Raw genomic sequence first — 26,895 nt, 5'->3', positions numbered from 1 at the left:
CTCCCCCGGCTGCGGGACGTGCGTGGAGAGGCGCAACCTCGACCGGACGACGTGCCCGCCCGCGTGGCCGGTGCCGGTGCCCGCAGCGGTCCAGCCGGGGGTGCGCCGACGTTGCCCCGGTGGGTTTGGGGTCGGGGGCAGTCCGCAATGTCATGGGCTTCGGCTCTTTTCTCCCGGGGCAGGGGAGGGCACCGGGCGCCTCTAAGAGAAAGCCTCCGGGCGGCCCCACCGCTGCCCCCTGGGGTAAACTGCATGACACGCTTCTGAACCCGCATGTTCGTCTGGGACTGGGAGGGGAGACGGCCCTTTCCCATGCCCGCAGGACGGGGCTGCCCTCCTCCGTCAGCCGCCCCGCGCCGCTTCCCTCCCGCCTTCTCCCGTTGACCGCGAGGACCGACTGAGATGAACCTCCGCAAGACCCTCCTGCCCCTCGGTGCCCTGGCCCTGGCGGGCCTCGCCCTCCAGTCCCGACGCGCCCGAACGGCCCCCAGGGTGCAGCCCTCGCCGCGCCTCCAAGACGGCCCGGACGCGGCCGAGCCCCTCGACGTGCTGATTGTCGGCGCCGGGCTGTCGGGAATCGGGGCGGCGCGGCACCTGCTGGACAAGTGCCCCGGCAAGCGGTTCGCGCTGCTCGAAGCCCGGCAGGCCGTTGGGGGCACCTGGGACCTCTTCCGCTATCCGGGCGTGCGCTCGGACTCCGACGTGTACACGCTGGGCTACAGCTTCAAGCCCTGGACCGGCCACAAATCGATCGCGGACGGCCCGGACATTCGCCAGTACATTCAGGAGGCCGCCGACGAGGCCGGAATCACGCCGCACATCCGCTTCGGGCACCGGGTCCGGGCGGCCGAGTGGTCCTCCGCCGAGCAGGGCTGGACCGTGACTGCCGAGCGCGGCGCGGAGGGAAGTCCCCCCGAGACCGTGACCCTCAGGACCAAGTTCCTGTTCCTGTGCAGCGGCTACTACAGCTACGAGGAAGGGTACCGGCCCGAGTTTCCGAACGAGGCGGTCTTCCAGGGCCGGATCGTTCACCCGCAATTCTGGCCCGAGGACCTCGACTATGCGGGCCAGCGGGTCGTGGTGATCGGCAGCGGCGCCACCGCCGTGACCCTGGTGCCCGCGCTGGCGGACGGGGGGGCACACGTCACCATGCTTCAGCGCTCGCCCTCCTACATCGCGGTGCAGCCGCTCGTGGACCAGACGGCGCTGCGGCTGCGGCGCCTGCTCCCCGCGCAGGCCGCGCACGGGGTGGTCCGCTGGCGAAACATCCTCACCAGCATGCTGCACTACGGCGTCGCGCGGCAGGCCCCGCAGGTGTTCCGCGACCAGCTCCTCAAGGACGCGGCGCAGCATGTCGGGGACACCTTCGACGCGCGGCACTTCACGCCCGCCTACCAGCCCTGGGACCAGCGCGTGTGCGCGGTGCCGGACGGCGACCTTTTCCGGGCGGTGCGGGAAGGCCGGGCGGAGGTGGTCACGGACACCATCGAGACCTTCACGCCGACCGGCCTTCGCCTGAACAGCGGGCGCGAGTTGCCCGCCGACCTGATCGTGACGGCCACCGGGCTGAAGATGAACGTGCTGGGGGACATCCGGTTCACGGTGGACGGCCAGCCGGTCGACGCCGCCCGGATGCTGGTCTACAAGGGCATGATGCTCAGCGGCCTGCCCAACTGCGCCTACGCCTTCGGGTACGTGAACGCCGCCTGGACGCTGAAGGCCGAACTCACCCAGGACTACGTCTGCCGCCTGCTGAGGTACATGGACCGGCACGGCTACGGCATGGTCGTGCCCCAGGCCGACCCGTCCGTCGTGGAGCGGCCGCTGCTGGGCTTCACTTCCGGCTACGTCACGCGCAGCGCCGCGCTGCTTCCCAAGCAGGGGTCGCGCAGGCCCTGGCAGGTCCACCAGAACTACCTGCGGGACAAGGCCACCATCCAGCTTTCGCCCCTTGAAGACGGCGTGCTGAGCTTTGCCCCGGCCCGCGTGCCCGCCCCCAGCTCGCGGCCGGGCGGAGCCTAGCCCGGTCGGCCCTCCCCGCCCCGGAGGGCCACCGGGCCGGAGGGCAAGGCCTCCGGTTCGGGCAGGCTGAAGTGGAAGGTGGCGCCCTCGCCGGGCTGACCCTCGGCCCACACCCGGCCGCCGTGCCGCTGCACGATGCGCCGCACGGTCGCCAGCCCGATGCCCGTGCCCCCGAACTCCTCCTGGCGGTGCAGGCGCTGAAACACCCCGAACAGCCGGTCGGCGTAGCGGGGATCGAAGCCCGCGCCCGAGTCGCGCACCGAGATCACGGTCTCGCCGGGGCGCCGCTCGCCCCAGACCTCCACCCGCAGCCGCTCCGAGCGGGCGCTGTACTTCACGGCGTTGGACAGCAGGTTGGCCAGCACCTGCCGCAGCAGGTCCGGGTCGCCCCGCACCTCCGGCAGCTCGCCGACCACCCATTCCACCTCGCGGCCCGCCACCTCGGCCTCGGCCTCGGCCCGCACGCTCCCGAGAAGGCGGCGCAGGTCCACCCGCGCCGTGGCAGGCTCCTGGCGCGACAGGTGAGAGAACCCCAGCAGCGCGTCGATCAGGCGCCCGGCCTGCGCGACCGCCTCGTCGATCACGTCCAGGGAACGGGCCGCGCGGGCGGCGTCGCCCGTCTCCACCGCCCGGCGCAGCATTCCGGCGAACCCCGCGATGTGCCGCAGCGGTGCCCGCAGGTCGTGCGACACCGTGTAGGAAAAGGCCCCCAGTTCCTGGTTGGTGGCCTCCAGGGCCTGCCGCTGGCGGCCGAGTTCGGCGGCCACCGCCGAGCGCTCCAGCGCCAGCGAGAGGTGCCGCGCCGCCGTGCTCAGTACCGCCCGGTCGGTCGCGTCCCAGGAGCGGGCGCCGAACAGCGCCACCGAGAACACGCCCTGGGGTTGCCCGCCCACCAGAATCGGCACGGTGGCGGTCGCGCCGATATGCCCGGTCTGCCCGGCCAGCCCGTCGGTGTCGGGGGCATAGGCGTCCTGGTAGTAGGCCTGCCCGGTGCGCCACGGCTGCGTCAGGTTGCCCGCCTCCCCCAGGGGCAGTCCGGCGTCGAGGGCCGCTTGCAGCGCCGGGTTCCCCACGTCGCCCGTCTGTGCCCGCACCCACCAGCGGCCCCCGCGCGGCTCGTAGTAGACGGCGACCCCCGGCGGCAGCAGCGTCAGCACGATCTGCTGGGCGCGGCGCACCAGCGCCAGCGTGTCGGTCTCAAAGGCGAGGTCGCGGGCGAGTTCGGCGAACCCCTCGAGCGCCCGGGTCCGCGCGTGCAGCTCGGCGTTGCGCTCCTGCAAGACCCGCGCCGTGCCCGAGCGCTCGAAGGCCAGCCCCAGCCCCCGCGCCACGCCCGCGAAGACCGCCCGTGCCCGCGCCGTCCAGGTTGGGTGCGTCACCGACGCCATCGCCAGCAGGCCGCGCGGCTCGCCCCGGACCAGGTAGGGGCACAGGGCCACCGCCAGCGGCCCGTCCGGTCCCCCGCGCCCGCCCTCCACGAACTGCACCCCCCCGGCGGGCCACTCGGGCCGCTCGGCCGCCGCGCCCTCCAGCGCCGAGTGCATGACCTGCGGGCACAGCTCCCCCGCCAGGGTGCGGGCCTGCCAGTGCCCGCCTTCGAGCTCGTAGTACCCCACCCCCACGCCCCCCTCGACCGCCCCGTGCAGCACCCGCACCGCCTGCCGGGCCAGCGCGGGCAGGTCCGTCTCGGTGCCGACCCGCTCGGTAAAGGCGGCGAAGGCGGCGGTCGCGGCCCGCTCTTCCTCCAGCCGTCCCAGCGAGGCGGTGCGCTCGGCGGCCAGCGTGAGGCCGTGCGCGACCGCCTCGAACACCGCCCGGTCACGCGGCGTCCAGTGCCGCGCGGCCCTCAGCCCCGCTGTGAGCAGACCGCGCCAGGTGCCGTCCTGCGCGACGGGGAAAAAAGCGGCGGCGCCGTACTCCGGAGTGCGGGCACCGACCTCGCCGCCCCGCTGCGCCCAGGCCTCGACATACTGCGGGTCCGGGCTCGCCGGGTCGGGCAGCAGGTCACGCAGGGCAAAGCCCCGGCGGGCGAGGTCGAGCGTCTCGCCGCGCAGCTCCCCCGCCCAGGCCCGGGCCTGCCACCGCTCGCCGCCAGGCTCGTAGTACACCGCGCTGCCGTCGCCCAGTGCCTGCACCAGGGTGTCGACCGCCCGCTGCGCGAGCCGGGTGAGGTCCGTCTCGGCGCCCGCCGCCCCGGTAAAGGCGGCAAAGGCCGAGAGCGCGTCCGATTCCGCCTGCAACTCGGCCGTCCGCTCGCGCTCGCTGAGGTCGGTCATCCCCCCGATCATGCGCGTCGCCCGCCCCCCCGCGTCCCGGATCACCTGTCCCCGGTCGAGCACCGTGGCGTAGGACCCGTCCCGGCGCCGAAAGCGGTACTCGTCGCGCCACTCCCGCGCCGTGCCCGCGATCACCGCGTGAATCCCGGAGACGACGCGCCCGCGGTCGTCGGGGTGCAGGTGCTCTTTCCACCAGCGGTCGGTGGGCTCGACCTCCTCCGGGGCGTAGCCGAACAGGGCAAAGGCCCCCTCGTTCCAGACCACGCTGTTGCCCGCGAACTCCCAGTCCCAGATCGCGTCGTTGGTGACGTTGGACAGCACCCGGTAACGCTCCTCGCGGTCGCGGGCGGCCCCGGCCTGCCGGGCACGCTCCAGCGCCAGGGCGCCCTGCCCGCTGAGGGTCAGCAGTGCGGAGCGCTCCGCCTCGTCGAACTCGGGCGCGTGGTCGTAGCTGTAGGCCAGCACCCCCAGCAGCTCCCCCCGCGCCCGGAGGGGGAGCACGGCCGCCGCGCGGGTGCGCTCGGCCCGCAGCGCACCGGGATAGTGGCGCCGGAAGTCCTCCTCGCGCAGGAACCGCGCCTCCCCGTCGCGGGCCACCACTGCGGGCAGGTGCGGCCCGTGCAGGGCGACGTTGCGCCAGGCGCCAGGCACCGTCAGCCCGGTCCGCGCTGTCTCGCGCAGTTCCTCGCCTTCCAGCCGGTACAGCACCGCGCTGTAGGCCCCCAGGGCCTCCCGTACCCTGCCGGTCAGGACCCCCGCCACCTCCTGCGCCGTGACCGCCGCGACGAGGTCCTGCGCGACCCCGGCAAGAGCCTCGGCCCGCGCCGCCGCCAGCCGCCGTCCGGTCACGTCCCGGTAGTGCACCCCCAGGCCGTCCCCGTCGGGAAACACTCGCACCTCCAGCCAGCGCCCCAGCGGCGCGAACAACTCCTCGTACTCGGTGAGCGTCGCCTCGTCGCGGGCACGCCGCAGCTCGGTCTCGAAGCGGGTGCCCCGCGTCTCGGGAAAGACCTCCCAAAAGACCCGCCCCAGCAGCTCGGCGGCCCCGCGCCCCAACAAGCGCAGCCCATGCGCGTTGATCAAGGTCAGGCGCCAGTGTTCGTCGAGGGTGAAGAAGGGGTCCGGCAGCGACTCCAGCACGCGGCGCAGGTCGGCTTGGCTAGGGGAGGAGGGCGTGGTCATAGGGCGGGCGGCCGGGCCGTGGCCCGCACTGTAGATGAGTCCGTTCGCCCGCGCAAAGTCGGCCTCAGGATTTTCTCAAGAACCCATGAAGGCGGGGAGCGCCCCCGCGCCGGGCGCCCAGGGTCCCTCGCGCAGGCCAGTGCCGCCCGCGACTGACGGGCGGTGCCCACGCCCCTCCCCGGCCGCGGCGCCGCGTACTCTGGGAGGCGATGACTGCCGACGCCCGAACCGACCGCATGACCGCTTTCGCGCAGGCTGTGATGGCCCTGATGGTGGCGCACGGGGTGGCGTTCCTGCGGCCCCAGGGCGGGGGCGGGGCGCTCGGCCTGACCGAGAGCGGCGAATTTGTCACCCGCGACCTCGCGTTCGAGTTCCTGGCCCCCGGCGACCACCGGGCCGCCGCCGCCGCGCTGGGCGTTGCCCCCGTGCCGGGGAGCGGCCCGCGCGGGATGGCCGACATGCAGGCCTTTGTCCGGGCGGTGGGCCGGGTTTACGACGAGTACGGGGTCCAGAGCCTCGACTTCGGCCCCGGCGCCCGGCTGGGATTCCGGCCGGGTCCCTCGGGCATGACCTTCGTCACCGAGGGGGTCGCCCTGACCCTGCGGCGGGAGGCGTGAGCGCCCGGGAATCCCTGCGAGCAGGGGGGGCGGCTTCCTCCCGCGTCGGCCCATCTCCGGCCGTCGACGGGCGTGGCCCCAGCGCGGCGAAACGCCCGCAACGCCCCCCCGCGCGGGGCCTCGGCGGCGGTGGGGAGGCGCCCGCTATCCTGGGGCGCGGCCCCCATGTGGGCGCCCGCACGGCCCGCCGACCTGCTGCCCTTCCCCGCAGGCGTTCGCCCCAGAACCCTAAGGAGCCCCCATGTCCAGACTGTTCGCCCTGCTCAGCCTCTCCCTGCTCGGCAGCGCCCTCGCGCGGCCCATCGTGGTCGGCTCCAAGCTCGACCCCGAGGCGCAACTGCTCGGGCAGATGATCCTCCTGACCCTCCAGAACGCCGGGCTGGAGGTCGTCGACAAGACCACCCTGGGCGACACCAGCGTTAACCGCAAGGCCCTCCTGGCGGGCGAGATCGACATCTACCCCGAGTACACCGGGAACGCCGTGTACCTCTTCCCGAAGGCGAAGATCAGCCCGGCCGTCAGCAAGAATGCCGCGCAGATCTATGCCCAGGCGAGGCGGCTCGACGCGGCCAACGGCATCACCTGGCTGAAACCCGCCAACGCCAACAACACCTGGGCGCTCGCGGTGCCGCAGACCCTGGCCCGGCAGCAGAAGCTGTCGTCGCTGGCCGACCTCGCCGCGTACCTGAAACGCGGCGGGACCCTCAAGGTCGCCGGGTCTCCGGAGTTCTTCGGCAGGCCCGACACCATGCCCGCCTTCGAGCAGGCTTACGGCTTCAAGTTGAAGGCGAATCAGAAACTCGTGCTGGCCGGGGCGACCCCGGTGCAGACCCAATCGGCCGCCGCACGGGGCACCAACGGGGTGAACGCGGCGATGGCCTACGGGACCGACGGCACGCTGGGCGCCCTGGGACTGGTCGTGCTGAAAGATCCCAAGGGGGCGCAGCCCGTCTACCAGCCCGCGCCCATCATCCGCACCGCGACCTTGAAGGCGTACCCGCAGATCGAGGGGCTGCTGAACCGCGTCTTCGCCACCCTGGACGGCAAGACCCTGCAGATCCTGAACGGCCGCATCGCGGTCGAGGGCCGCAGCGCCCGTGACGTGGCCGAGGGGTACCTGAAAAGCCGGAAGCTGCTGAAGTGACGCCCCCCGCCCGTCTTCCCGGCGGGGCCGAGGGCCTGATCCGGCTGGGGGCCGCGCTGCTTCTGATCAGTCTGCTGCTCCCCTGGCTGGAGCTGCGCCCCAACCGGATCGCGGCCGGGGTGCCGCTGCCTCCGGGCGCCTGGGCCTGGGCAGGAGCGGCCCTCGCAGCGGCGCTGCTGCTCGCGGCCCGCCGTCCCGGTCTGGCGGTGGGGCTGGGCAACCTCGCGGTGCTGGCGGGCGTGGCCGCATTGGGGCAGGGGTCGGCCGCCGCGCTCGCCGGGCAGCTCCCGGTCGCCCGCGTCGCCGCCGGGGGCGGCTGGTGGCTGTGGCTGCTGGGGAGCGCGGTGGCCCTGTGGGGCGCGGCCTCCGCGAGGCGGTTCCGCGGGTGGGCCTGGGCGTGGCTGCCCGTCACGCTGGTGTATGTGTCCCTGGGCGGCCTGGCCTCCTGGTCGGTGTGGCAAGAAGGGCAGGTCGAGGCCGCCCGGCTGGGGCAGGAACTCGCCCAGCATGTGCGCCTGACGGCTGCGGCGCTGGGACTCTCCGCCTTGATCGGTGGCCCCTTGGCAGTGTGGTCGGCCCGGCGGCCGGGAGCGGGGCAGATCGTCCTGGCGGTGACGGGCGGCATCCAGACCCTCCCCAGCCTCGCGCTGCTGGGGCTGCTGATCGCGCCGCTGGGGGCCTTGAGTCAGGCGGTCCCGGCCCTGCGTTCGCTGGGCGTGAGCGGCATCGGGACCGCGCCCGCGCTGGTGGCCCTGACCCTCTACGCGCTGCTGCCCGTGGTGCGCAACGGGGTGGCCGCGCTGCGCGGGGTGGATGCCGGAACGCTCGACGCGGGGCGCGGCATGGGCATGACGCCGGGCCAGCTCTTCTGGCGGGTGCAGCTTCCGCTGGCGCTCCCGGTCTGGCTGGCGGGGCTGCGGCAGGCCACCGTCCTGCTGATCGGCGTCACGGCGGTGGCCGCCCTGATCGGGGCGGGCGGGTTGGGGGTCTACATCTTCCGGGGGCTGAACGCCTCGGCCCCCGACCTGATTCTGCTGGGGGCGCTGCCCGCCTGCCTGCTGGCGATCCTGGCAGACGCCGCGTGGCGGGGCCTGGAGGGGGAGCTGGCCCGGCGCCTGGGGCTGCCGCGCGGGGCGGGGACGGTGGCCCCATGATCGAACTGCACGGCCTGACCAAGCGCTACGGCGACACGTTCGCGGTGCGGGACCTCACCCTGACCTTTCCGGCGGGTACCGTGACTGCGCTGCTGGGGCCGTCGGGCTGCGGCAAGACGACCACCCTGCGGATGATCAACCGCCTGATCCTGCCCACCTCCGGCCACGTGCGGCTGGCCGGGCGCGACACCCGCGAGCTGAGCCCCGAGGCGCTGCGGCGCGGCATGGGCTACGTGATTCAGCGGGTGGGCCTCTTTCCGCACCTGTCGGTCGGGCGCAACGTCGCCGCCGTGCCCGAGCTGCTGGGCTGGCCCGCCGCGCGGGTGCGGGCGCGGGTGGACGAACTGCTGGCCCTCGTGGGGCTGGAGCCGGGCACCTTCCGGCACAAGCGCCCCGCCGAGCTGTCGGGCGGGCAGGCGCAGCGGGTGGGCGTGGCGCGGGCGCTCGCCGCCGACCCGCCCGTCCTCCTGATGGACGAACCCTTCGGGGCGCTCGACCCCATCGCGCGGGAGGCCCTGCAGGGCGAGGTGCTGGAGATCCAGCGCCGCCTCGCCAAGACGGTCGTGCTGGTCACCCACGACATCCCGGAGGCGCTGCGGATGGCCGATTTCGTCGCGCTGATGCACGCGGGCGAACTCGCGCAGCTCGGGACCCCGGACGACCTCGTGCGCCGCCCGGCCCGCCCCTTCGTGGCGCAGTTCATGGGGATGGACGCCGCCCTGGAGCAGCTCGGCGGGGTGCGGGCCTCGGCCCTGGCCCGGCCTGGCGACGCCGACGGCCTGCCGCGCCTGCCCGCCGGGGCGGACGCCCGCACCGCGCTCGCGCTGATGCTGCGTCAGGGCACCGACGGGGTGGCGGTCGTGGGGGAGGGGGGGGCGGTGATCGGCGTCATCGGGTTCCGCGACCTGGGCCACGACCCCCGCTCCGGGGGAGCGTGAGGCGCCGTCCCTGGGCCGCGCTCGTCTGGGGCCTGCTGCTGGGGCTGTGCCTGTGGCCCGGCATGCTGCCGCCCCTGCTGGCCCCGCTCGCCGGGAGCGAGGCCCCGGCCCTGGAGGTGCCGCTGTGGCGCCTGACCGCCGAGCACCTCGGGCTGGTGCTGCTCGCCGAGGCGCTCGTGCTGCTCGTCGCGGTCCCCCTGGTCCTGTACGCCACGCGCCCCGGCCGCGGGGCCGTGCTGGGGCTGGTCGAGGCCCTGGCCGGACTGGGGCAGACGGTGCCCACCCTGGCGATTCTCGCGCTGGCGGTGCCGCTGCTGGGCTTCGGGGTGGCCCCCACCCTGCTGGGGATGGTGGTGTACGGACTCGTCCCGGTCGTTTCCAACGGCGTGGCGGGCTTGCGCGGGGTGGACCCGGACGTGCTGGACGCCGCGCGGGGCCTGGGCATGACCGCCGGGCAGCGCCTGTGGCGGGCAGAGGTGCCGCTGGCCCTCCCGGTGTGGTGGGCGGGGGTGCGGACCTCGCTGGTGTTCGGGGTCGCCACGGCCACGGTGGGCGCGGCGCTGGGGGCCGGGGGGCTGGGCCGCCCGATCATCGACGGGCTGTCGCAGCAGAGCACGGCGCTCGTGCTGCTGGGCGCCCTGCCCGCCGCGCTGCTGGCCCTCACGCTGGACGCCCTGCTGGGGTGGGTGGCCCCGGAGGAGGGGTGACAGGCTGGAGGCCGCCTCTTGCTGAGGCCCGCCACCGCCTGTTCCGGGATGGCCGGGCGCTGTCCCCCCCCGCCCGCCCCCAATTGACCCGGAGCGCAGGAGACAGGTTCTCAGGAGGACCGACCATGACCCTCTGGACCGCCACAGGGCGGAGGACAATGTGAGCGGCGAGCGGGTCCTGCGCGGCCACCTCGTGCTGCCGGGGGGCGTGGTGCCCGGCGAGGTGTGCTTCGGCCCCCGGCTGGAAGCCGTCACCCGGCTGCCGGACGCCCCAGACGATCTCCTGATTCTCCCCGGCTTTATCGACACCCATGTCCACGGCGGGGGCGGCGGCGACACGATGGACGGCCCCGGCGGGATCGCGGTCCTCGCGCGGTTCCACGCCCGCTGCGGCACCACGACCCTGCTGCCCACCACGGTCACGAATCCCTGGGAGGCCGTGCGGGCGGCGCTGCGCGGGGTGCGCGAGGTGATGGACGCCGGGGGCGTGCCCGGCGGGGCCGACGTGGTGGGCGCCCACCTCGAAGGCCCCTTTATCAGTCCCGGGCGGCTGGGAGCGCAGCCGCCGCACCCCCTGCTCCCGGCCCCGGAGCGGGTGGCCGAGGTGCTGGCGCTCGGCGTGGTGCGGGCCGTCACCCTGGCTCCTGAACTGACGGGCGCGGCCGGGGCGGCCCTCGCCTTCGCCCGCGCCGGGGTCCGGGTCGGGATCGGGCACACGCGGGCCGACGCCGAGACGGTCACGGCCTGCCTGAACGCCGTCCACGCCGCCGGGGGCCGCACCTGCGCGACCCACCTCTACAACGCGATGGGCGGCGTCGAGGGGCGGGCGCCCGGCCCGGCGGGGGCGCTCTTGGCCGACCCCCACGCCTTCGTGGAAGTCATCCTCGACGGCCACCACGTCCACCCCACCAGCTTCCAGCTCGCCCGCCGCGCGGCGCCCGGTCGGGTCCTGCTGGTCAGCGACGCGGTGCGGGCGGCGGGGCAGGGGGAAGGAGAGAGCGACCTCGGCGGTCAGCGGGTGACGGTGCGGGTGGGCCGCGCGACCCTGCCGGACGGCACCCTGGCGGGCAGCGTGCTCACGCTGGACCGGGCGCTGCGCCACGCGCTGGGGCTGGGGGTCTCCCTGCCCGAGGCCAGCGCCATGCTCAGCGCGGTCCCGGCGGCCTCCCTGGGCCTGACCGACCGGGGACGGCTCGCGCCGGGCCTGCGCTCGGACCTCGTGGTGCTTAGCCGGGCGCTGGAGGTCCGGCAGGTCTACGTCGCCGGACAGCCTGTGCTGGGGGAATGAGGCGGGGACGGGCGGCCCCCGGCTCAGAAGTGCTCGACCTCCGCCGCCACGTCGTCGTCCTCGACCGCCACGTAGCGCCGCGTGGTGTCCACGCTGCTGTGCCCCAGAAAGAGGCCCACCCGCGTGAAGTCCCGGGTGGCCCGGTACAGCCGCGTGCCCGAGTGCTTGCGGGCGGCGTGAAAGCCGCGCCAGGCGTGCCCGTGCCCCGCTTCGCGGAACGCCCGGCGCAGCCGGTAGGCGGCCTGCGCGTAGGTCCAGTCGAACAGCGCCCCACCGGCCGACACGGGCGGGAGCCCGTCCAGTGCCGCCCGCGTTCGGCGGCCCAGCGGCACCCGCCGGACCTTGCCCCCCTTGCCGCGCACCGTCACGCTGCTGGCCCCCACGTCGCCCGCCCGGAGCCCCAACGCCTCCCCGACGCGCAGGCCCCCGTGGGCACACAGCAGCAGCAGGGCCGCCAGCCGGGGCTCGCAGTGGCCCAGCACGGCGTCGATCTCCCGCTGGTAGGGCGGGTTTTTCACGATGCCCGGCGTGGGGTCGGGCGGCACGTGGGCGTCCTCGAACGGTTGCGCCTCCGTCGCGCCCGCCCAGCGCAAGGCGCGGTAGAGCGCCCGCGCCCCGGCGACGTACTGCGCGACCGTCGCCGGGGCCAGCCCCCCCGTGCGCCCCCGCCCCCGCGAGGGCCGCAGTTGCAGGTGCGCCACGTACCGCCCGCCGTCTCGCCGTCCGGGCCGCAGGAGCATCACCCCGCTGTCCTGCGCCCAGCGCACGAATTCCCGCACCGCCAGCGCGTAGGCCTCCAGCGTCTTGGGGCTGCTCCGCGCCCCCTTGCGGCTGGCCGCCGTCATGTATGCCAGCGTGACCTGCACCAGCGTCTCGGCGTCGTAGGTGCTCGCCGCCTCGACCGCCCGCACCCGCAGCGCCTGATCGCTGAGGCCCGCCAGGGCCAGGGGCGTCTCCGAACGGACGAGGGTCACCGGCGCTCCGCCGCCGCCGGGGAGTCAGCGCGTGACATGGCTTCAGTGTAAAGCGGGGACGGCGGCGGTCGCCGGGGGTCCGCCGCCGTCCCCGCACGGGCGAGCAGCGCGGAAGGAGGCGGTGGGCTTTGCGCTGGCCGCAACCTCGGGAGCTCCTGTGCCCGGCAACCGTGTTCGTCGCGGCTGCGCCGGACGCCGTGCGAGGCCCGCGAGGCTCCTGGGCACGGACCCCCAGCCACGGCCCCCAGGTCGGGGCAGGGGAGAGGGGCACGTGGACCTGACAATGCTTCAGCGGGCGCACAGGCCGCTGCGGTAGAATGGGGTCTCCCACCGCCACCGCCGCCCCCCAGGTAATCCATGACCCATGACTCCTCCCCAACGACTGAACTTCACCTGGCCTCCCCCGCGACTCTCGGAGCCCGCCTCCAGGCCCTCGAAGCCCAGGTGCTGGAGCTTCAGTCGGCCCTGAGCCAGGCCCAGGCGCTGTTTCAGCACAGTCCGGGAGCGGCGCTGCTGCTCACCGAGCAGGGCCAGATTCTGGACGTCAACGCGCGGGGGGCCGCCCTGCTGGGGACTTCCCCCTCGGTCCTCCAGGGCCGGAGCCTGAACCGGTTCCTGGAGTCCTCTTCCCGGACCTCGTTCGCTGTGGTGCTGGCACAGGTGTTTGCGGGGCGGGGGCGGCAGACCAGCGAATGCCAGCTGCTCCGGCCCGACGGCGAACTGCTGGACGTGGCCCTGGAAGCCGTGCTCCACGTCCGTGAAGGCCAGGCGCCCCAGTGCCACCTCACGCTGACCGACGTGACGGCCTTCAAGCTGGCCCACCGTGCGCTGTGGGCCACCCAGCAGGCCCAGGCCACGCAACTGCAAGACCAGGGCCTCAAGCTCCGGGCCTTGCAAGAAGAGTTCGAGCAGGTCGTGCTGAAGTCGGGGCAGGAACTGGACCACACCCTCACCCGGGCGCAGAGCTTCCTCACGCTCGCCCAGCAGCAGCCGGACCAGCCGGGGCACCTGCTGCATGTCCGGGAGGCGGTGGAGCAGACCCGGGGCCTGGTGTCCTCCATGAAGCAGTACATGCAGGTGCGTTTCTTGCGTGCCCGGATGCGCCCGGTGGACCTGGGGCGGGTCCTGCGCGAGGTGCTCAAGGATGTGGGAGACCAGCTCACCGAGCGCGGGGTCCAGGTCACGGCCATGCCGTTGCCGACCCTGTACGGCGACAGCCAGGCGTTCCAGATCATCCTGCACGAGTACGTGCACAACGCCCTGAAGTTTACCCGGACCTGCGAGCACGCCCGGGTGCGGGTGCGGGTGCAGGAGGACAGCGCCGAGTACCGCATCGGGGTCGAGGACAACGGGGTGGGCTTCAACATGCGCCAGAAGGACCGGGCCTTCGAGCTCTTCGGGCGCTTGCACGCCTCGGGCCTGTACGAGGGAACGGGCCTCGGGCTCGCCCTGGTGCGGCGGCTGTGCGAGCGCTTCGGGGGCCGCGCCTGGGGCGAGGGCAAAGTGGACCAGGGGGCGACGTTCTGGTTCGCCTGGCCCAAGCTTCCCGCCGAGAAGTGACGTCGGCGGCCCGTGCTGGCCGACACGTTCGGCCTTACGGCCCAGGGTTGTCCTGCCGGAAAAGAGCTTCGAGTTTGTTCACCAGTTCGTCCCTGGGGAACGCCAGGACGACTTTGCCGCGGGTCCGCAGCGCTTCGGCCCACGCCCAGCCGCCATGCCGGGCCAGGATGCGCCTCACCTGCGAGAGGCCGCTGCCCTCCAGCAGGGGGACACTCTGATCCGTCCGCACCGCGAGGTCAAAGAGCGTCGCGGCCTCCTCGCCGGTGAGGCCGAGGCCGTCGTCTTCCACCATGATCTGCACTTCTCCCTCCACCTCCTGGCTGCCCACGGTCACGTACCGCGCCCCGCGCGTCTCACTCAGGGTGAAGGTCGTCAGCACCTCCAGCGCTTGGCGCAGCAAGGCCCGGTCTGCCCGCACGATGGGGAGGGGGTCAATCAACCACTGCACCTGGGCGCCCCTCGGCGTGGTGGAGGCCTCGGCCCGCACCTCCTCGAACAGCTCTCCCAGCGGCAGAAGTTCTTTGGTCACGCCCCGCTGCTCGAGCTGGGCGAGTTGCCGCAGGTCCTGGGCGATCCCCCGGAGCCGCGTCACCTCGTCGCGGAGGGCCGACGGATCATAGGAGGACAGGGTGTCCAGGGCCTCCGGACCGAAGGGGCGTCCGGGGTCCAGCGCCTGGCCCAGCCGCCGGGCCGGGGCTTCCAGGTTGTGGGCGGTACGGGTGATCACGTTGCCCAGTTCGGCGTTCAGGTCCGCCAGACGGCGGGTGCGCTCGGCCACCCGCGCTTCGAGGTCCGTGTTCAGCGCCCGCAGATCGTGAATGTCGGTGGCCGCGCCGTATATCCGGACCACCTGCCCGCGTTCGTCCCGGACCGGGAAGATGTTGACCACGAACCAGCAGTACTCGCCGTCGTGGCGGCGGATGCGGTGTTCCTGACGCAGCGCTTGGCCTGCCTGGGTGGCCTGCCGGTAGCGCTGCGCCGACAGCTCACGGTCCTCGGGGTGGATGGCGTCGGCCCAGCCCCAGCCGGACGCCTGCTCGGAGGTCTGCCCGGTGTACTCCAGCCAGCGCTGGTTGTACCAGGACGTGAAGCCGTCCGGCTGGCTTTCCCACAGCAAGTCAGGCACCAGGTTGGCGACGGCGCGAAACCGCGCTTCCGAGGCGCGGCGGGCTTCCTCGGTGCGGGTGCGCTCGACGGCAGCCCAGGTGCGCTCGGCGACCTCCTCGACGAGCGCGACCTCGGCCGCCGTCCAGCGCCGAGGCTTCTCGGTGGCCACCAGCAGCGCCCAGACCGGATTGCGCGTGCCCTTGCGCGCTGAAGCGACCATCAGCGCACCCATCCGCAGCGCGGCGAAGCCCCGTCGGTCCAGCTCGGAGAGCGCCGGGTCGGTGGCCGTGTCCCCCAGCACCAGCGTCGCCCTCTCGACCTGCGCAAACGCTTCGGGGAAATCGGACAGGGTGAGCACGCCCTCGACCGGAGCCAGGTCCGGGCGCCGATACTCCGGCCCGATTTCGGCCAGGTCACGGTCCTTATTGACCTGCGCGACATAGGCGCGGTCGAGGTGCAGATGGTCGGCGAGCAGGCTGACCGAGGTCAGGGCGATGGCGCGAGCGTCCACCTCCGTGCGCAGCCTGTCACTCAGCGCCAGCAAGAAGGCCTGGCGCTCCTCGCTCGCCCGCAGAATCTCCTCGGCCCGTTTGCGCCCGGTGACGTCGTGGTAGAAGATGCTCAGCTCATCCCCCGCACGCGGGTACACGCTCACGGCGAACCACCGGCCCAGCAACTCCGTGTATTCCTCGAAGGTGACCGGCTCGCCGCTGTCGATCACCCCGGTGTAGATGGAAAGCCACCGCTCCAGGTCGGTCTTCGGGAGCACCTCGGACAGCCGCCGCCCCAACACCGCCCGGCGGTCCAGGCCCGTCTGCTGTTCCAGCGCCCGGTTCAGCTCCAGACACCGGAGGTCCACGACGTGCCCGGCCGCGTCACGCATGACACCGCAGACGGCAAACCCCTCCGCCATCGCATCGAACAGCGTCCGGTATTTCTCTTCCGACGAGCGCCGCGCCTCCTCGGCGCGGGCACGCTCGATGCGCGGGAACAGCCTGCTGGCGACCTCCTGGACGAGTCTGGTCTCGGGCTCCGTCCACGGCCGCGCCCGGCTGTCCGCGACCGCAAGGTAGGCTCTCCATCTTCCGTCCTGGCTGTACGGAACGGCGACATAGGCGCCGATCTTCTGGGCGGCCGCCCCCGCCCTCAGCTCCGCCGTCGCCGCCGTGTCACCGGACAGGTCGTTCTGGGCGTCGTTGATGACCGACGTTTTCCCGGCGCGGAGGTTACTTAGCCCGCCTTGCGACATGAAGCCGTCGATGGGATAGGTCCCCAGAACGGTCGGCACATCCAGCGCATGCCAGAAGTGGCGAACGGTGACCTCGGCGCGGTCCTCGTCCACGTCCACGTAGTGGTAACAGGTCAACCCCAGGTGGGCCGCGAGTTTGGCACCGACGGTGTGGACGAGTTCTTCCTCACTGGAGGGCTGGCTGAGGTCCCTGGAAATCTCCATCAACAGTTCCTGGTTCGCTTCGCGGCGCTTCCGCTCCGTGATGTCGGTGAACAGCACCGCGACCCGGCGGCTCCCCTCGCCCCCCAGTCGGAAGATGTTCAGGTCGAAGACGCGCCCGAGCGTAAGTTCATGCTCCTCCACCCGGATCGCCTCGCCCGTCTCCACCGCCCGTCCGTAGAGTTCGGCCCATCGTGGGTTTGGTCTGCCCAGCAGCTCGGTGGCGGTGCGCCCGACGGGGTACGGCATCCCGGTGTGCCGCAGAAACGCGGGGTTGACGTCGAGGAACAGGAAGTCCGCCCAGCGCCCGGCCGCGTCCGCCATGACCTCGACGACCGCATACGCCTCGTCCATCTCGGTGAACAGCGCACGGTACTTTTCCTCGTTCGTCCTCAGGGCGGCCTCGGCCTGCTTGTGGGCGGTGATGTCGCGCACCGTGCCCTTCATGCGCCCAGGGCCACCGGCCTCACCAGGATCCACCCGGCCCTGCGCCATGATCCAGCGCACCTCACCGTCCGCGCGGTGAATACGGCACTCGAAGTCCCAGCGTCCGGCGCGGGCGATGGCCTCCTGGAAGCGGGCATCCACCCAGTCCCGGTCCTCGGGAAAGACATGGTCCAGGAACATCTCGTAGGTCCACTCGGGCAGGAGCGTCGCGTACCCGAAGATGCGGTCGTGCTGCGGCGAACGCCAAGCGTCCAGCGTGAGCAGGTCCAGTTCCCACGCGCCGATCTCGCCCGCGTCCAAGGCCCGGGCCAGCCGGTCCTCGCTCTCGCGCAGCGCCGCCTCGGCCTGCTTGCGCCCGGTGACGTCCCGCATGACCGCGAGCAGCCGGGGGCCGGGGCCGCCCTCCACCCGCGTCACGAACATGTCGAGCACCTTTCCCTGCGGCGCCGACTCGCGCTCGACGCGCAGAGGCGCTCCCGTCTCCAGCACCCGGTCGTAATCGTCGTACCAGGCCTCGGCCTCGTCGGGGAAGGTGTCCCGGATGGATTGGCCGCTCAGGTCCGGGACACCGAACATCGCCTGCATCGCCGGGTTCATGGCAAGGTAGCGGTAGTCGCGTCGTCCGTCCGGCCGGGGGGGCAGGCGCTCGAACAGGCAGACCCCCTCGTCGAGCGAGGTGAACAGCGGGCCGCAGAGCTCCTCCAGCCCCGTGCCCCGGCCCTGCGGCTGGAAGCGGGAAAGGGGGCGGCCCGCCAGCAACCCGGCGACCGCGTGGCCCAGGTCCCCCGGTGCCAGGGCGTGGCCCGCCCCCCCGACCCGCCCCCCCGCGTTCGGCCTTTCGGCCGGGTCCAGTTCCAGCACCGTGCCGCCCACACCGCGCAGGGCGCGTGCCCCCGCGGCGCCGCCCCGGTCCGTCGGGAGGACCGCCAGCGTGCGCTCGCCGAAGCTGACGGCCAGCGAGGCCAGCAGCCGGTCGAGTGGGCGCTCCGCAGCCAGGTCGCCCTGCGGCGGCGTGACGGCGCAGCGCCCCCCCGGCCGCACCTCCAGCACCGCGTGCGGGGGAGCCAGGTAGACGCCGCCCGGTTGGAGCAGGGTGCCCTGGTCGGCGCGGCGCACGGGCAGAGGGAGGTGGCGGCTCCATTCGTCCAGCCGCAGGACTGCTCCTCCCGGAGGCGGCACGAGCAGCACGGCGGGCCGGTGGGCAGGCAAGGCCGCAAAGACCGCCGACAGCGCCCCCACCCCTTCGGCAGGACAGAGCAGGACCAGCACGTCGAAGGGGGCCGCGCTTGAATCGGGACGCACAGGCATAGCTGCACCGCAGTGTAGGGACGTGCGGGCCACGGCAATGTAGGGCCGCGTTCAGGAGCACTTACGAACATCGGGGAAAGGTCCCCATGCGCGTGATGGTCAGATGTACCACCCGAAGGCCGGGTGTGCCCGGGCTGAGAGCTGACCCTTTCACTCGAGACTTTGCCGCCCCGCTCGCACGGCGCTCACCCACACCCAGACCACCACTCGCGTTCACACTAATCTGTCTTAGTGTGAATTCTTGACTGCTCCCCTTGGACTCTTTCATGCTCAGGCGCCAGGGCGGCAGCCACCCCCTGGGCGAGCCGGGTGGAGCGTTCCAGGTTGGCCTGGCCGGTCTGGGCGCTGAATCCGGCGCTGTGGGTGGAGTGCACGTGGTCGCGCAGCGAGGCGCGGCGCAGGTCGCCGGGAGGCGCGTAGGGCACCCCGGCCCGGCGGCAGGCGGCGTGCAGGGCCGCCCGCAGGTCGCGCTCGATCTTGTAGGGAAACACCTTGCCGCGGGCGAACAGCCCCCCGGCCTGCTGGTGGAGTGCTTGCAAGGCCCGGAGTGCGGCGTCACTCAGGCGCGTGACGGTGTGGGGCCGCAGCGCCGCGCCGGTGCCCAGGTCAAACTCCTCCCACTGCAAGAGCAGCAGCTCACGCACCCGGTAGGCGTGCTCGTCGATCAGGACCAGGGCGGCGTGCAGCGCGGGATCGCCGCGCGTGGCCGCGTGTAGGGCCACGACCTGCTCCCGGCCCAGCAGCGGCACCCCGGCCCGCTCCCCGGGGGGGCGCCGCAAACCCTCCAGGGGGCTGCGCTCGAGAATCCCGGCCTGAATGGCCTGCTGGTAGATGGTGCTGAGCAGGGACAGCCGCAGCCGGACCGTGTTGGCCTTGGCCTCCGGCCCCCGGTGGTTGAGCCGGGCCGCCCGCAGCAGCCAGCCGTGGAACCCCTCCGGCGGGGCAAGCAGGTTGATGCCCTCAGCCGCCGCCTCCCTGAAAATCAGGCTCAGCAGGGTAAACGCGGTGCTGGGCGGCACAGGAAGCTGCTCGCGCACCTGGGGCAACAGCTCGTCCAGCCGCGCCTCCTCAAGCGCGGCCCGCATTTTCGTCGCGCGGTGATCCAAAAGGTCCATGAGGCAGCATACCAGATAACCGACGTTAATAGACAATCCCCTGTCGAATGCCTTTCTCTCTACTTGCTTCATTGCTTTTCTTCCCCTCCCCTACTCGAGCCAACTCCCTCCGCCCCAGCAAGTGCCAAGGCAAAAACTCCAGCACCCTTCATTCAGCTCCGGCCACCGGGTCAGCGACTGCTCTCGCTGATCAGGCAATGGCCTTGACACCACTGGATCATCATGTAACAGTTCATGTGTCATGAGCTTGGACAGCCGACTCTCCAGCGTGCTCCATCTGCTGCTGCACCTGATGGAATCCCAGGAGGCCATTCCATCCGGACGGCTCGCCACGGCGCTCAACAGCAACCCGGTCGTTGTGCGCCGCACGATGGCCGGTTTGCGGGACGCCGGGCTGGTCAGCTCCGAGAAGGGGCATGGGGGCGGCTGGCGCCTCGCCTGTGACCCGGCCCGGACCACCCTGCTCGACGTGTACCGGGCGCTGGGGTCGCCCACGCTCTTTGCCATCGGCCACCGCTCCCAGAACCCGACGTGCCTGATCGAACAGGCGGTCAACGTGGCCCTGGACGGCACGTTGCGGGAGGCCGAGGCCCGGATCACCGCGCGGCTCCAGACCCTGACGTTAGCCGCCCTGGCCAGCGACTTTCACTCGCGCCGTCAACTCTCCCTCTGCGCCCCCCAGGAGAACCCCCATGCGCTATGACGCTCTCATCGTCGGCGGCAGCTATGCCGGACTGTCCGGCGCGGTGCAGATTGCCCGCAGTGGTCGCCCCGTCTGTGTCCTCGACAGCGGAAGGCCCCGCAACCGCTTTGCCTCCCACTCGCACGGCTTTTTTGGTCAGGATAGGCAGTCTCCCCGTCAGATGATCGCCCAAGCCCGGGCCGACCTCGCTCAGTATCCCAACGTGACGATGCTGGACACCCTGGCGGCCCAGGCCCGGCGTGACGGGGACGCGTTCGCCGTCACCCTGGCCTCTGGCGAGACCCTGCACGCCCGGAAGCTGCTGCTGGCCTACGGCGTGGTGGACCTGTTACCGGACCTGCCGGGTGTGGCCGAGCGTTGGGGACAGACGGTGCTGCACTGCCCGTATTGCCACGGCACGGACGGTCGCCTGATCCGCGTGGGTGCCCTGTTCCTGGCCTCCCGCATCCGCCCGGCGAGTGATCTGGCCGAGCAACTGGGGTGCACCTTCGTGGACGGCCCCCAGGGACCGCTGATCCAGACGGACGCGGGCAAACAGACCAGCGTGCCGGGCGTGTACGCAGCGGGCGACCTCACGCCAGGTATCGGCAACGCCTCGATGGCGGCTGCCGATGGGGTCCTCGCTGGGGCTTCCCTGCACCAGTCTCTGATCTTCGGGCCGCTTTCGGCGCTGGAGCGGGTCGCCTCAGCCTGAGCGCAGCCCACACCACCCTGTTGTCTCTCGGGACGTGCTGCGGGCCGCGTTTGGCGGTTCGCTGTGGCGTGCTTCTTCGACCACTCGACCCTCCGGAGGACCCAAAATGAATGAGCGAACCGAAGCCCCTTCTCTTTCATCCACCGCCCAGGCCTACTGGGAGCAGCGCTACCGCGACCACCCCCGGCCCTGGACCGGGCGGCCCAACGCCATTCTGGCGCGGTGGGTGCGTTCCTTGACGCCGGGCACGACCCTGGACCTGGGATGCAGCGAGGGCAACAGCGCCGTGTGGCTGGCCAGGCAGGGCTGGCGGGTCACTGGCGTGGTCATCTCGGCCACAGCCCTGGAACGCGCCGCCCGGCACGCCGCCGACACGGGCGTGAGCGCCTGCACCTCCTTTGAACAGCACGACTTGGAGCGGAGCTTTCCAGCAGGGCAATTCGATCTGGTCTACGCGCTCTACCTGCAATCCCCGGTGGCCTTTCCCCGAGACGCAGTGCTGCGGAGGGCGGCCGGGGCGGTCCGGCCCGGCGGGCTGCTGCTGGTGATCGAGCACGCCTCGGCGCCCTCCTGGGTGAGGGAGTCCAAGGTCGAGTATCCCAGCGCACAGGAAGCCCTCGGCGCCATCGGCCTCGATCTCGGCGGGTGGGACCTCGTCTTCCTGGGAACTCCGGAACGCCCGGTGACCGAAGCGGCCAGTCCGGACGGGCAGGGAGGCACCATCAAAGACAACATCATCGTGCTCCGGCGGCGGGGACGCTGAGCGGGTTTCCTGCCAGGCATACAGATTTGCTTCCATCGCTGAAACCGCCAGGACAGCCAGGCGCGTGCTCACGCTTGATCAGGGGGAGCAGGTCTACACAGCATCAGGGACAGGGAACCGGCCCACGCCGGTGTAGGCAGAGGAGACTCGGTGAGGCCCAGTCCACGCAGTCGGGACGCTGCTGGTCACGCGGGCGGAGGCAAGAGCCTCTGCACAGAGACGGGGGATGATTTGCGCGGGGCGGGGGTCAAGCTGGTTTGTCTATTAACGCTGATTAACTGTCTGGGGCGTGGCGGGGACAGGACCTTTGGGGACTTCCTCTTTCCGCAGCAGGGCACGCCACACCCCCACCCCGCGCCGCCGTACCCCGCTGCTAGCCGGAGCGGTCTTCGTCGCCGCGCTCGTGGCCTAGATCCATCTCCCCCGGCGGGGCAGCTTTCCCGCGCGGAGCAGGCGCGGGTCGCGGCCCCGCCGCCCGCACCCCCCTTCCGGCCCGGCGAGCAGGTGCTGGTGCTCTCGCCGTACCCCGACGACGAGACGCTGTGCTGCGCGGGAACGATTCAGCGGGCGCGGGCGGCGGCGTGGCTGGGGGTGCCCCCGGAGCGCACCTGGATGCTGGGCTACCCCGACGGCGGCCTGCTGCGGCTGCTCACCACCCTACACCGGGCAGGCGCTGGAGGCTGACCAGACACGGGTGCTGGACCAAGTGCGGCCCGACCTCGTGCTCGCGCCCCAGGACTTCCACCCTGACCGCCGCACCCGGGCGGCTCGGCCACCGCTGTCAGCAGTGGCCGGACCAGTTGAAGGGACGCTGTTTCTCCCTTCAACCCAACGGGGCACCGCAGTCAGACTGGCGCCCACTTCGGCGGGGACGGGGCCAGTTCCCCCGCTCTTCGCCTCCCGGCAGCAGGTGCGCGAGCGCAAGCGGAATCGCGGCGTCCCAGCCCTGGGGGTGGCAGGCGGCCGGGTAGGGCACGGGGGGGCCGTCGTCGCGCCCGAAGCCCGCGAGCAACTCACTGAGCCGGGCGTCCGGCGCCCAGCGGGCCGCGTCGAACAGGGCGCGGGCGACCTGCGCCGCTTCCCGGTGCAGGCCGTAGCGCCCGAAGCCCAGGGCAGCGGCGGCGGTGTCGTGCGGCCACACGCTGCCGTTGTGGTACGAGACCGGGTTGTAGCGCGGCTCATTCACCCCCAGCGTGCGGATGCCCCAGCCGCTCCACAGCTCGTCGCCCAGGGCGGTGCGGGCGACCATCGGGGCGAACTCGGGCGGGATGATGCCGGTCCAGAGGGTGTGCGCCGGATTGGACACGAGCACCCGCAGGGGCCGCTTGTCGCCGTTCAGGCCGTGGACGTAATAGCCGCGCTCCGGCCACCAGAAGGCCCGCTGGAAGGTGGCCTGCAGGCAATCGGCGCGGCCCTCCCACTCCCCGGCCCGCTCCGGCTCGCCCAACAGGCGGTACATCCGGGCGGCGGCGAGGTAGGCGGCGTAGGCGTAGCCCTGCACCTCGATCACCGCGACGTGGCCGCTGGCGTCCTTCCCGTCTTCCGTGAAGGTGGAGTCGCCGCTGTCTTTCCACACCGCGTTGGTGATGCCGCCGGGGTCGGGCGTGTACTCGATCAACCCGTCGCCGTCGGGGTCCCCGAAGGTGGTCAGCCAGGCCAGGGCCGCCTCCCAGTGAGGGCGCAACTCGCCCGCAAGGTCGGGCCGCTCGCGGCTGAGTTCGCCCACCAACCATACGAACAGCGGTGTGGCGTCGGCGGTCGCGTAGTAGGGGCGGTGGGGCGTGCGGCCCAGGCGGGTGAGTTCGCCGACCCGTTCCTCGTGCAGAATCTTGCCGGGCTGTTCCAGGGTGACGGGATCAAGTTTGGTGCCCTGCCTCGCCGCCAGGTACCGGGCGACCGTCACGGCGAGGTCCGGCAGATACCGGTGGGTCAGCAGGGCGATGATCAGGCTGTCGCGCCCGAAGGGGGCCACGAACCACGGCAGGCCCGCCGCCGGAAAGGGACCAGCCCCCGTCTGAAAGCTCAGGCTGCGCAGGTCCTGCACGCTGCGCTCCAGCACCCGCTGGTCCCGGGGGTCGGGCAGGGTCAGCGGCACGCTCAGGGCGGCGTACTCGCGGGCCAGCGCCCCGGGGTCCCCCGGCGTGGGGTCCTCGTCTCCCTGAAGGGGAAAAACACTGACCTGCACGTCGGTGGTCTCCGTGATCTCCCAGGTCAGGGCCTCGCCGTCCCAGGTGGGTTCGGGGGTCGCCTGCACGAGCGTGCGGCAGCGCAGGCCGTCCCCGGCGGTATAGGCGAACTCCACCCCTCCCGGCACCGGGCAGGTCCGCACGTCGCGGGGGCCGATTCCTCCCGGCCAGCCGCGCACCTCGAACATGTCGGCGAAGTCGGCGCCGAGGTGCAGGCTCAGGCGGCGGGCTCCCGGCTGATAGAGGGTGACCCGCAGCCGGTCGCGCAGTTCGGTGCCGGTCACCGTGAGGTCGCGGGTAAGCCCAGCGTGCATGGTGTAGCCCACGTCCGCGTTGGCCGACTGCCCACGCAGCCAGAAGGGCCAGCGCTCATGCAGCACCAGCGGGTGGGGACGCTCGCCGCCCAAGCGCCACTCGTAGCGCGAGAGAAAGCGGGTGTCCCGGCGGTAGAGGCCGCTCTCGCCGTGGGCCACCTGATAGTGGTGGTCGCCCACGAGGTACAGGTCGTTGTCTTTCAGGACGGTGCGGGTGCTCAGCATGGGCCTCTTTCGGGGGTGGGAGCGGAAACTGGGAAGGAGGAAGCCTCAGCCCTTGACGGCGCTGTCGGCCCCGGTGTCCACGAAGTACCGCTGGAAGATCACGAACACGATGATGACCGGAATCGCGCTGAGCACGGCGCCCGCCAGGATCAGGCCGTAGTCGCCCTGCCCGCCGTACAGCTCGCGGAAGTTCGACAGGCCGACCGTCAGCGTGAAATCGGTGTTCTCGCGCAGAATCACCAGCGGCCAGAAGAAGTCGTTCCAGGCCCCCTGAAACTGGGTGATCGCCAGCGCGACCAGGGCCGGACCCGCCTGCGGCAGCATCACCCGCCAGAAGGTCGTGAAGGGTCCCGCCCCATCGATGGCCGCCGATTCCTCCAGCTCGCGCGGCATCCCCTCGAAAAACTGCTTCATCAGGAAGACGCCCGCCGCCGCGACCAGCCCGTTCAGCCACAGGCCCCAGAGGTTCAGCAGCCCCAGGTCGTTGAGCAGCACGTAGTTGCTCACCAGATTGACCTGACTGGGCACCATCTGCGCGAACAGCACAAAGGCCAGGAAGATCAGCGTCTTGCCGGGAAAGTGCAGCCGCGCCAGGGCGTACCCCGCCAGCGAGCAGAACACGATCGCCGCCGCGACGCGCAAGAAGGCGTAGAAGAAGGTGTTCAGCATCCAGGTGAAAAAGAGGCTGCGCCCGGTCGCGGGGTTGGCGGTCTCGTTGAAGGCGCGGCGGTAGTTGTTGAAGGTGTAGCCCAGGATGCCCGGCGTGACATTGCGGTAGGCCAGCGAGCGCCCGAAGTTCTGCTCGTCGGAGGGCGGCAGGGTTCCCCCCACCACCGCCTGCCCGCGCTGCACGTCGATCTGGAGGGGCGTGCGCTCGAAGAGGGGGCCGCGCAGGAAGTACGCCCCGCCCCGCTCGACCAGTTCGACGGGCTGGTACTGCGACAGGGTGTACTGCACGGCCTGGGCCTCGGGGGTGTCCAGCGTGAGGGGCACTGTCCGGCCATCCTCCAGGGTCGCGGTCAGGCGGTCGCTGGGGGCACCGAGCTGCGCGGTCACCACCTGCCCGGTCTGCCGGGTCAGGGCCGGATATTCCACCGTGACCCGGTACGAGCGCACGTCACCGCTCGTGCCGGTGGGCGTCAGCGAAAGCCGGGCGAAGTCGCGGGCCTGCGCGAAGCGGGTGATGCTCACCAGGCTGACGGGCTGGTAGGGAAACAGCGCGGCGGCGGGCGGTGTCGGCGGCGTGCCGCGCGGGGAGCGCACCTGCACGTCAAACTCCACGGTGCGGCCGGGATACAGCCCGCCCTGCCAGCCCCCGCCGCCCCCCTGCACGCCGAGGTCGTAGGCCGCGCCGATGAAGCGGGCGCTGAGCTGCGGAATGATCAGCCGGGGCGGGTACTCGTTGGGATCGTCCTTGAAGCTGCTCAGCACGCCCATCAGAAAAGGCCCCAGAAAAAAGAAGCTCATCACCAGCATGAAGGCGTAGAGCCACCCGGCCCGTGCCCAGCGGCGGCGGGCCAGCCAGCGCTCGCCGGTGTCGGTCACGCGGGCGCGGCGCGGTGCGGGAAGGACGGTCATGGTCGCCTCCGAATGGGCGCGGAGTCCATCAGCGCACCTCCGAGGGGAAGAAGCGCCGCTGCACGAAGACCATCGCCAGGATGATCAGCGCGAGGATGATCGCCGCCGCCGCCGCCATGTTCACCGGGGCCGCGCCCGCCTGGAAGGTGTTGGTGTACACGTAGTAGGCCAGCGTGATCAGCGTGTCGCGCGGCGCGGCGGCCCCGATCACCGCCACCTGGTCGAACATCTGCATGGTGCCGATGAGGCCCACCGTCACCACGTAAAAGGTCACCGGCCGCAGGTTGGGCACCGTCACGTTGACCAGCTTCTGCCAGGGCGTGGCCCCGTCGATGTCGGCGGCCTCGTACAGCGCCCCGGGAATGTTCTGGAGTCCCGCCAGGAAAAACAGCATCAGCGTGGGCACCGTGGTGAAGGTGTTCTGGATGACCACCACCAGCAAGGGGATGCTCAGGACCCGCACGCCGCCCAGCGTGACCCACTTGTCCGCGAAGTACTGGTAGTCGAAGGGCGGCACCTCCCGCCCCCAGACCACCCCCAGGAACACCAGCGCCGCCGTGACCACCCCGGCCCCCAGCGCACTCACGGCGGCCAGCGCGGGGTCGAACCACCCGGCGGGGTGACCGGCGCGGCGTTCCAGCCACACCTGCACCACCTGCGCGACCACCAGCCCGATCAGGAAGGTCACGATCAGCGGGGCGTAGGCCTGCGCCTGCGTGATCAGGTAGTTGGCGACCCCCCGGCGCTGAAAGAGCCACAGGAAGATCAGGGTGATCACCACGCTGCTGGTGATGGACGGCATATACCACGCCGCGCGGAAAAAGGCCATGCCGCGCAGCCGGTTGTTCAGCGCGACCGACATCAAGAGGGCGAAGACCGTCTGGAGCGTTGTGGTGACCAGCGCGAAGATCAGGCTGTTGGCGAGCGCCCGCCGGAAAGACGGGTCGGCCAGCACCTGCGCGTAGGGCTGCGGCCCGATCACTTGCGGCGTGTTGAACAGGTTGAAGTCGGTAAAGGAGTAGTAGATCGCCCGCCCGAAGGCGTAGAAGAAAAAGACCGCGCTCGTGATCAGGAAGGGCGCGAGAAAGAGGTAGGCGGTCGCCGTGACTTGGCCTCGTCGAAACATGGGCACGCCTCCTTCCG

At 72.1% G+C, this 26,895-nt stretch carries 19 protein-coding genes; 12 read left to right on the top strand and 7 right to left on the bottom strand.

Going from position 1 to position 26,895, the window contains the following annotated elements:
- The first annotated feature begins 402 nt into the window (after positions 1-402).
- Positions 403-2,022, top strand: coding sequence for an NAD(P)/FAD-dependent oxidoreductase (locus L1280_RS08495; protein WP_253581670.1), 1,620 nt, complete (start codon positions 403-405; stop codon positions 2,020-2,022).
- Here L1280_RS08495 and L1280_RS08490 read toward each other — a convergent pair.
- Positions 2,019-5,480, bottom strand: a complete 3,462-nt coding sequence (locus L1280_RS08490) for an ATP-binding protein (protein ID WP_253581669.1) — start codon at positions 5,478-5,480, stop codon at positions 2,019-2,021. The two genes, L1280_RS08495 and L1280_RS08490, sit on opposite strands and share 4 nt — an antisense overlap.
- Positions 5,481-5,689: 209 nt before the next feature.
- Here L1280_RS08490 and L1280_RS08485 point away from each other — a divergent pair, with 209 nt between their 5' ends.
- From L1280_RS08485 to L1280_RS08460, 6 genes are all read left to right on the top strand, one after another.
- Positions 5,690-6,097, top strand: coding sequence for a hypothetical protein (locus L1280_RS08485; RefSeq protein WP_253581668.1), 408 nt, complete (start codon positions 5,690-5,692; stop codon positions 6,095-6,097).
- Positions 6,098-6,338: 241 nt separating this feature from the next.
- Complete coding sequence (locus tag L1280_RS08480) at positions 6,339-7,241, top strand: ABC transporter substrate-binding protein (RefSeq protein WP_253581667.1); 903 nt, start codon at positions 6,339-6,341, stop codon at positions 7,239-7,241.
- A complete protein-coding gene (locus L1280_RS08475; protein ID WP_253581666.1) occupies positions 7,238-8,395 on the top strand; it encodes an ABC transporter permease subunit in 1,158 nt (385 codons plus the stop codon). Before L1280_RS08480 ends, L1280_RS08475 begins: the two co-directional genes overlap by 4 nt.
- Positions 8,392-9,333: an ABC transporter ATP-binding protein gene (locus tag L1280_RS08470; RefSeq protein ID WP_253581665.1), complete on the top strand. Its 942-nt coding sequence runs from the start codon at positions 8,392-8,394 to the stop codon at positions 9,331-9,333. Before L1280_RS08475 ends, L1280_RS08470 begins: the two co-directional genes overlap by 4 nt.
- Complete coding sequence (locus L1280_RS08465; protein WP_371922899.1) at positions 9,330-10,040, top strand: ABC transporter permease; 711 nt, start codon at positions 9,330-9,332, stop codon at positions 10,038-10,040. The genes L1280_RS08470 and L1280_RS08465 overlap by 4 nt, the downstream gene beginning before the upstream one ends.
- A 160-nt stretch (positions 10,041-10,200) precedes the next feature.
- Positions 10,201-11,328, top strand: a complete 1,128-nt coding sequence (locus L1280_RS08460; protein WP_253581664.1) for an amidohydrolase family protein — start codon at positions 10,201-10,203, stop codon at positions 11,326-11,328.
- A 23-nt stretch (positions 11,329-11,351) separates the two neighbouring features.
- Here L1280_RS08460 and L1280_RS08455 read toward each other — a convergent pair whose 3' ends face one another.
- Positions 11,352-12,302: a tyrosine-type recombinase/integrase gene (locus L1280_RS08455; protein ID WP_253581663.1), complete on the bottom strand. Its 951-nt coding sequence runs from the start codon at positions 12,300-12,302 to the stop codon at positions 11,352-11,354.
- Between the two features lie 357 nt (positions 12,303-12,659).
- On the opposite strand from L1280_RS08455, the gene L1280_RS08450 reads away from it, so the two are divergent.
- Entirely contained in the window at positions 12,660-13,862 is a 1,203-nt protein-coding gene (locus tag L1280_RS08450) for an ATP-binding protein (protein WP_253581662.1), read from the top strand.
- 34 nt (positions 13,863-13,896) lie between these two features.
- Here the strand turns inward: L1280_RS08450 and L1280_RS08445 are convergent, their stop codons facing one another.
- Both L1280_RS08445 and L1280_RS08440 read right to left on the bottom strand, forming a co-directional pair.
- On the bottom strand, positions 13,897-18,174 hold the full coding sequence (locus L1280_RS08445; protein ID WP_253581661.1) for a PAS domain S-box protein: 4,278 nt from the start codon (positions 18,172-18,174) through the stop codon (positions 13,897-13,899).
- A 218-nt stretch (positions 18,175-18,392) separates the two neighbouring features.
- Positions 18,393-19,289 (bottom strand): hypothetical protein, encoded by an 897-nt coding sequence (locus L1280_RS08440; RefSeq protein WP_253581660.1) that lies wholly within the window; start codon positions 19,287-19,289, stop codon positions 18,393-18,395.
- A gap of 241 nt (positions 19,290-19,530) precedes the next feature.
- Here L1280_RS08440 and L1280_RS08435 point away from each other — a divergent pair, with 241 nt between their 5' ends.
- The 4 genes from L1280_RS08435 to L1280_RS15830 all read left to right on the top strand — a co-directional run bounded on the left by L1280_RS08435 (position 19,531) and on the right by L1280_RS15830 (position 22,133).
- Positions 19,531-19,992 carry an Rrf2 family transcriptional regulator gene (locus L1280_RS08435; RefSeq protein ID WP_253581659.1) on the top strand — a complete coding sequence of 154 codons (462 nt, stop codon included), beginning with the start codon at positions 19,531-19,533 and terminating at the stop codon, positions 19,990-19,992.
- On the top strand, positions 19,982-20,686 hold the full coding sequence (locus L1280_RS08430; RefSeq protein ID WP_253581658.1) for an NAD(P)/FAD-dependent oxidoreductase: 705 nt from the start codon (positions 19,982-19,984) through the stop codon (positions 20,684-20,686). Before L1280_RS08435 ends, L1280_RS08430 begins: the two co-directional genes overlap by 11 nt.
- A gap of 106 nt (positions 20,687-20,792) precedes the next feature.
- Positions 20,793-21,449: a bifunctional 2-polyprenyl-6-hydroxyphenol methylase/3-demethylubiquinol 3-O-methyltransferase UbiG gene (locus L1280_RS08425; RefSeq protein ID WP_253581657.1), complete on the top strand. Its 657-nt coding sequence runs from the start codon at positions 20,793-20,795 to the stop codon at positions 21,447-21,449.
- 510 nt (positions 21,450-21,959) lie between these two features.
- Positions 21,960-22,133, top strand: a complete 174-nt coding sequence (locus tag L1280_RS15830) for a hypothetical protein (protein WP_371922898.1) — start codon at positions 21,960-21,962, stop codon at positions 22,131-22,133.
- Positions 22,134-22,272: 139 nt separating this feature from the next.
- Here the strand turns inward: L1280_RS15830 and L1280_RS08415 are convergent, their stop codons facing one another.
- Genes L1280_RS08415 through L1280_RS08405 form a run of 3 tightly spaced genes read right to left on the bottom strand, consistent with a single transcriptional unit; the run spans position 22,273 to position 26,878 of the window.
- Entirely contained in the window at positions 22,273-24,174 is a 1,902-nt protein-coding gene (locus L1280_RS08415; protein ID WP_253581656.1) for a glycogen debranching N-terminal domain-containing protein, read from the bottom strand.
- Between the two features lie 45 nt (positions 24,175-24,219).
- The gene (locus L1280_RS08410) at positions 24,220-25,752 is read right to left on the bottom strand and encodes a carbohydrate ABC transporter permease (RefSeq protein ID WP_253581655.1); all 1,533 of its coding nucleotides are present in this window, start codon (positions 25,750-25,752) and stop codon (positions 24,220-24,222) included.
- Positions 25,753-25,780: 28 nt separating this feature from the next.
- Positions 25,781-26,878 (bottom strand): carbohydrate ABC transporter permease, encoded by a 1,098-nt coding sequence (locus tag L1280_RS08405; RefSeq protein WP_253581654.1) that lies wholly within the window; start codon positions 26,876-26,878, stop codon positions 25,781-25,783.
- Positions 26,879-26,895: the final 17 nt, after the last annotated feature.

It is taken from the genome of Deinococcus sp. HSC-46F16 (assembly GCF_024171495.1).
In the GTDB taxonomy this organism is placed as follows: domain Bacteria; phylum Deinococcota; class Deinococci; order Deinococcales; family Deinococcaceae; genus Deinococcus.
The sequence above is the reverse complement of the archived record's forward strand: the minus strand, read 5'-3'. Positions and strand labels throughout refer to the sequence as shown.

Bases quoted from the DNA above. Each gene is read 5' to 3' on its own strand.
- L1280_RS08495 (WP_253581670.1), top strand. From the start codon at position 403: ATGAACCTCCGCAAGACCCTCCTGCCCCTCGGTGCCCTGGCCCTGGCG.
- L1280_RS08490 (WP_253581669.1), bottom strand. From the start codon at position 5,480: ATGACCACGCCCTCCTCCCCTAGCCAAGCCGACCTGCGCCGCGTGCTG.
- L1280_RS08485 (WP_253581668.1), top strand. From the start codon at position 5,690: ATGACTGCCGACGCCCGAACCGACCGCATGACCGCTTTCGCGCAGGCT.
- L1280_RS08480 (WP_253581667.1), top strand. From the start codon at position 6,339: ATGTCCAGACTGTTCGCCCTGCTCAGCCTCTCCCTGCTCGGCAGCGCC.
- L1280_RS08470 (WP_253581665.1), top strand. From the start codon at position 8,392: ATGATCGAACTGCACGGCCTGACCAAGCGCTACGGCGACACGTTCGCG.
- L1280_RS08450 (WP_253581662.1), top strand. From the start codon at position 12,660: ATGACCCATGACTCCTCCCCAACGACTGAACTTCACCTGGCCTCCCCC.
- L1280_RS08445 (WP_253581661.1), bottom strand. From the start codon at position 18,174: ATGCCTGTGCGTCCCGATTCAAGCGCGGCCCCCTTCGACGTGCTGGTC.
- L1280_RS08440 (WP_253581660.1), bottom strand. From the start codon at position 19,289: ATGGACCTTTTGGATCACCGCGCGACGAAAATGCGGGCCGCGCTTGAG.
- L1280_RS08435 (WP_253581659.1), top strand. From the start codon at position 19,531: ATGAGCTTGGACAGCCGACTCTCCAGCGTGCTCCATCTGCTGCTGCAC.
- L1280_RS08430 (WP_253581658.1), top strand. From the start codon at position 19,982: ATGCGCTATGACGCTCTCATCGTCGGCGGCAGCTATGCCGGACTGTCC.
- L1280_RS08425 (WP_253581657.1), top strand. From the start codon at position 20,793: ATGAATGAGCGAACCGAAGCCCCTTCTCTTTCATCCACCGCCCAGGCC.
- L1280_RS08415 (WP_253581656.1), bottom strand. From the start codon at position 24,174: ATGCTGAGCACCCGCACCGTCCTGAAAGACAACGACCTGTACCTCGTG.
- L1280_RS08410 (WP_253581655.1), bottom strand. From the start codon at position 25,752: ATGACCGTCCTTCCCGCACCGCGCCGCGCCCGCGTGACCGACACCGGC.
- L1280_RS08405 (WP_253581654.1), bottom strand. From the start codon at position 26,878: ATGTTTCGACGAGGCCAAGTCACGGCGACCGCCTACCTCTTTCTCGCG.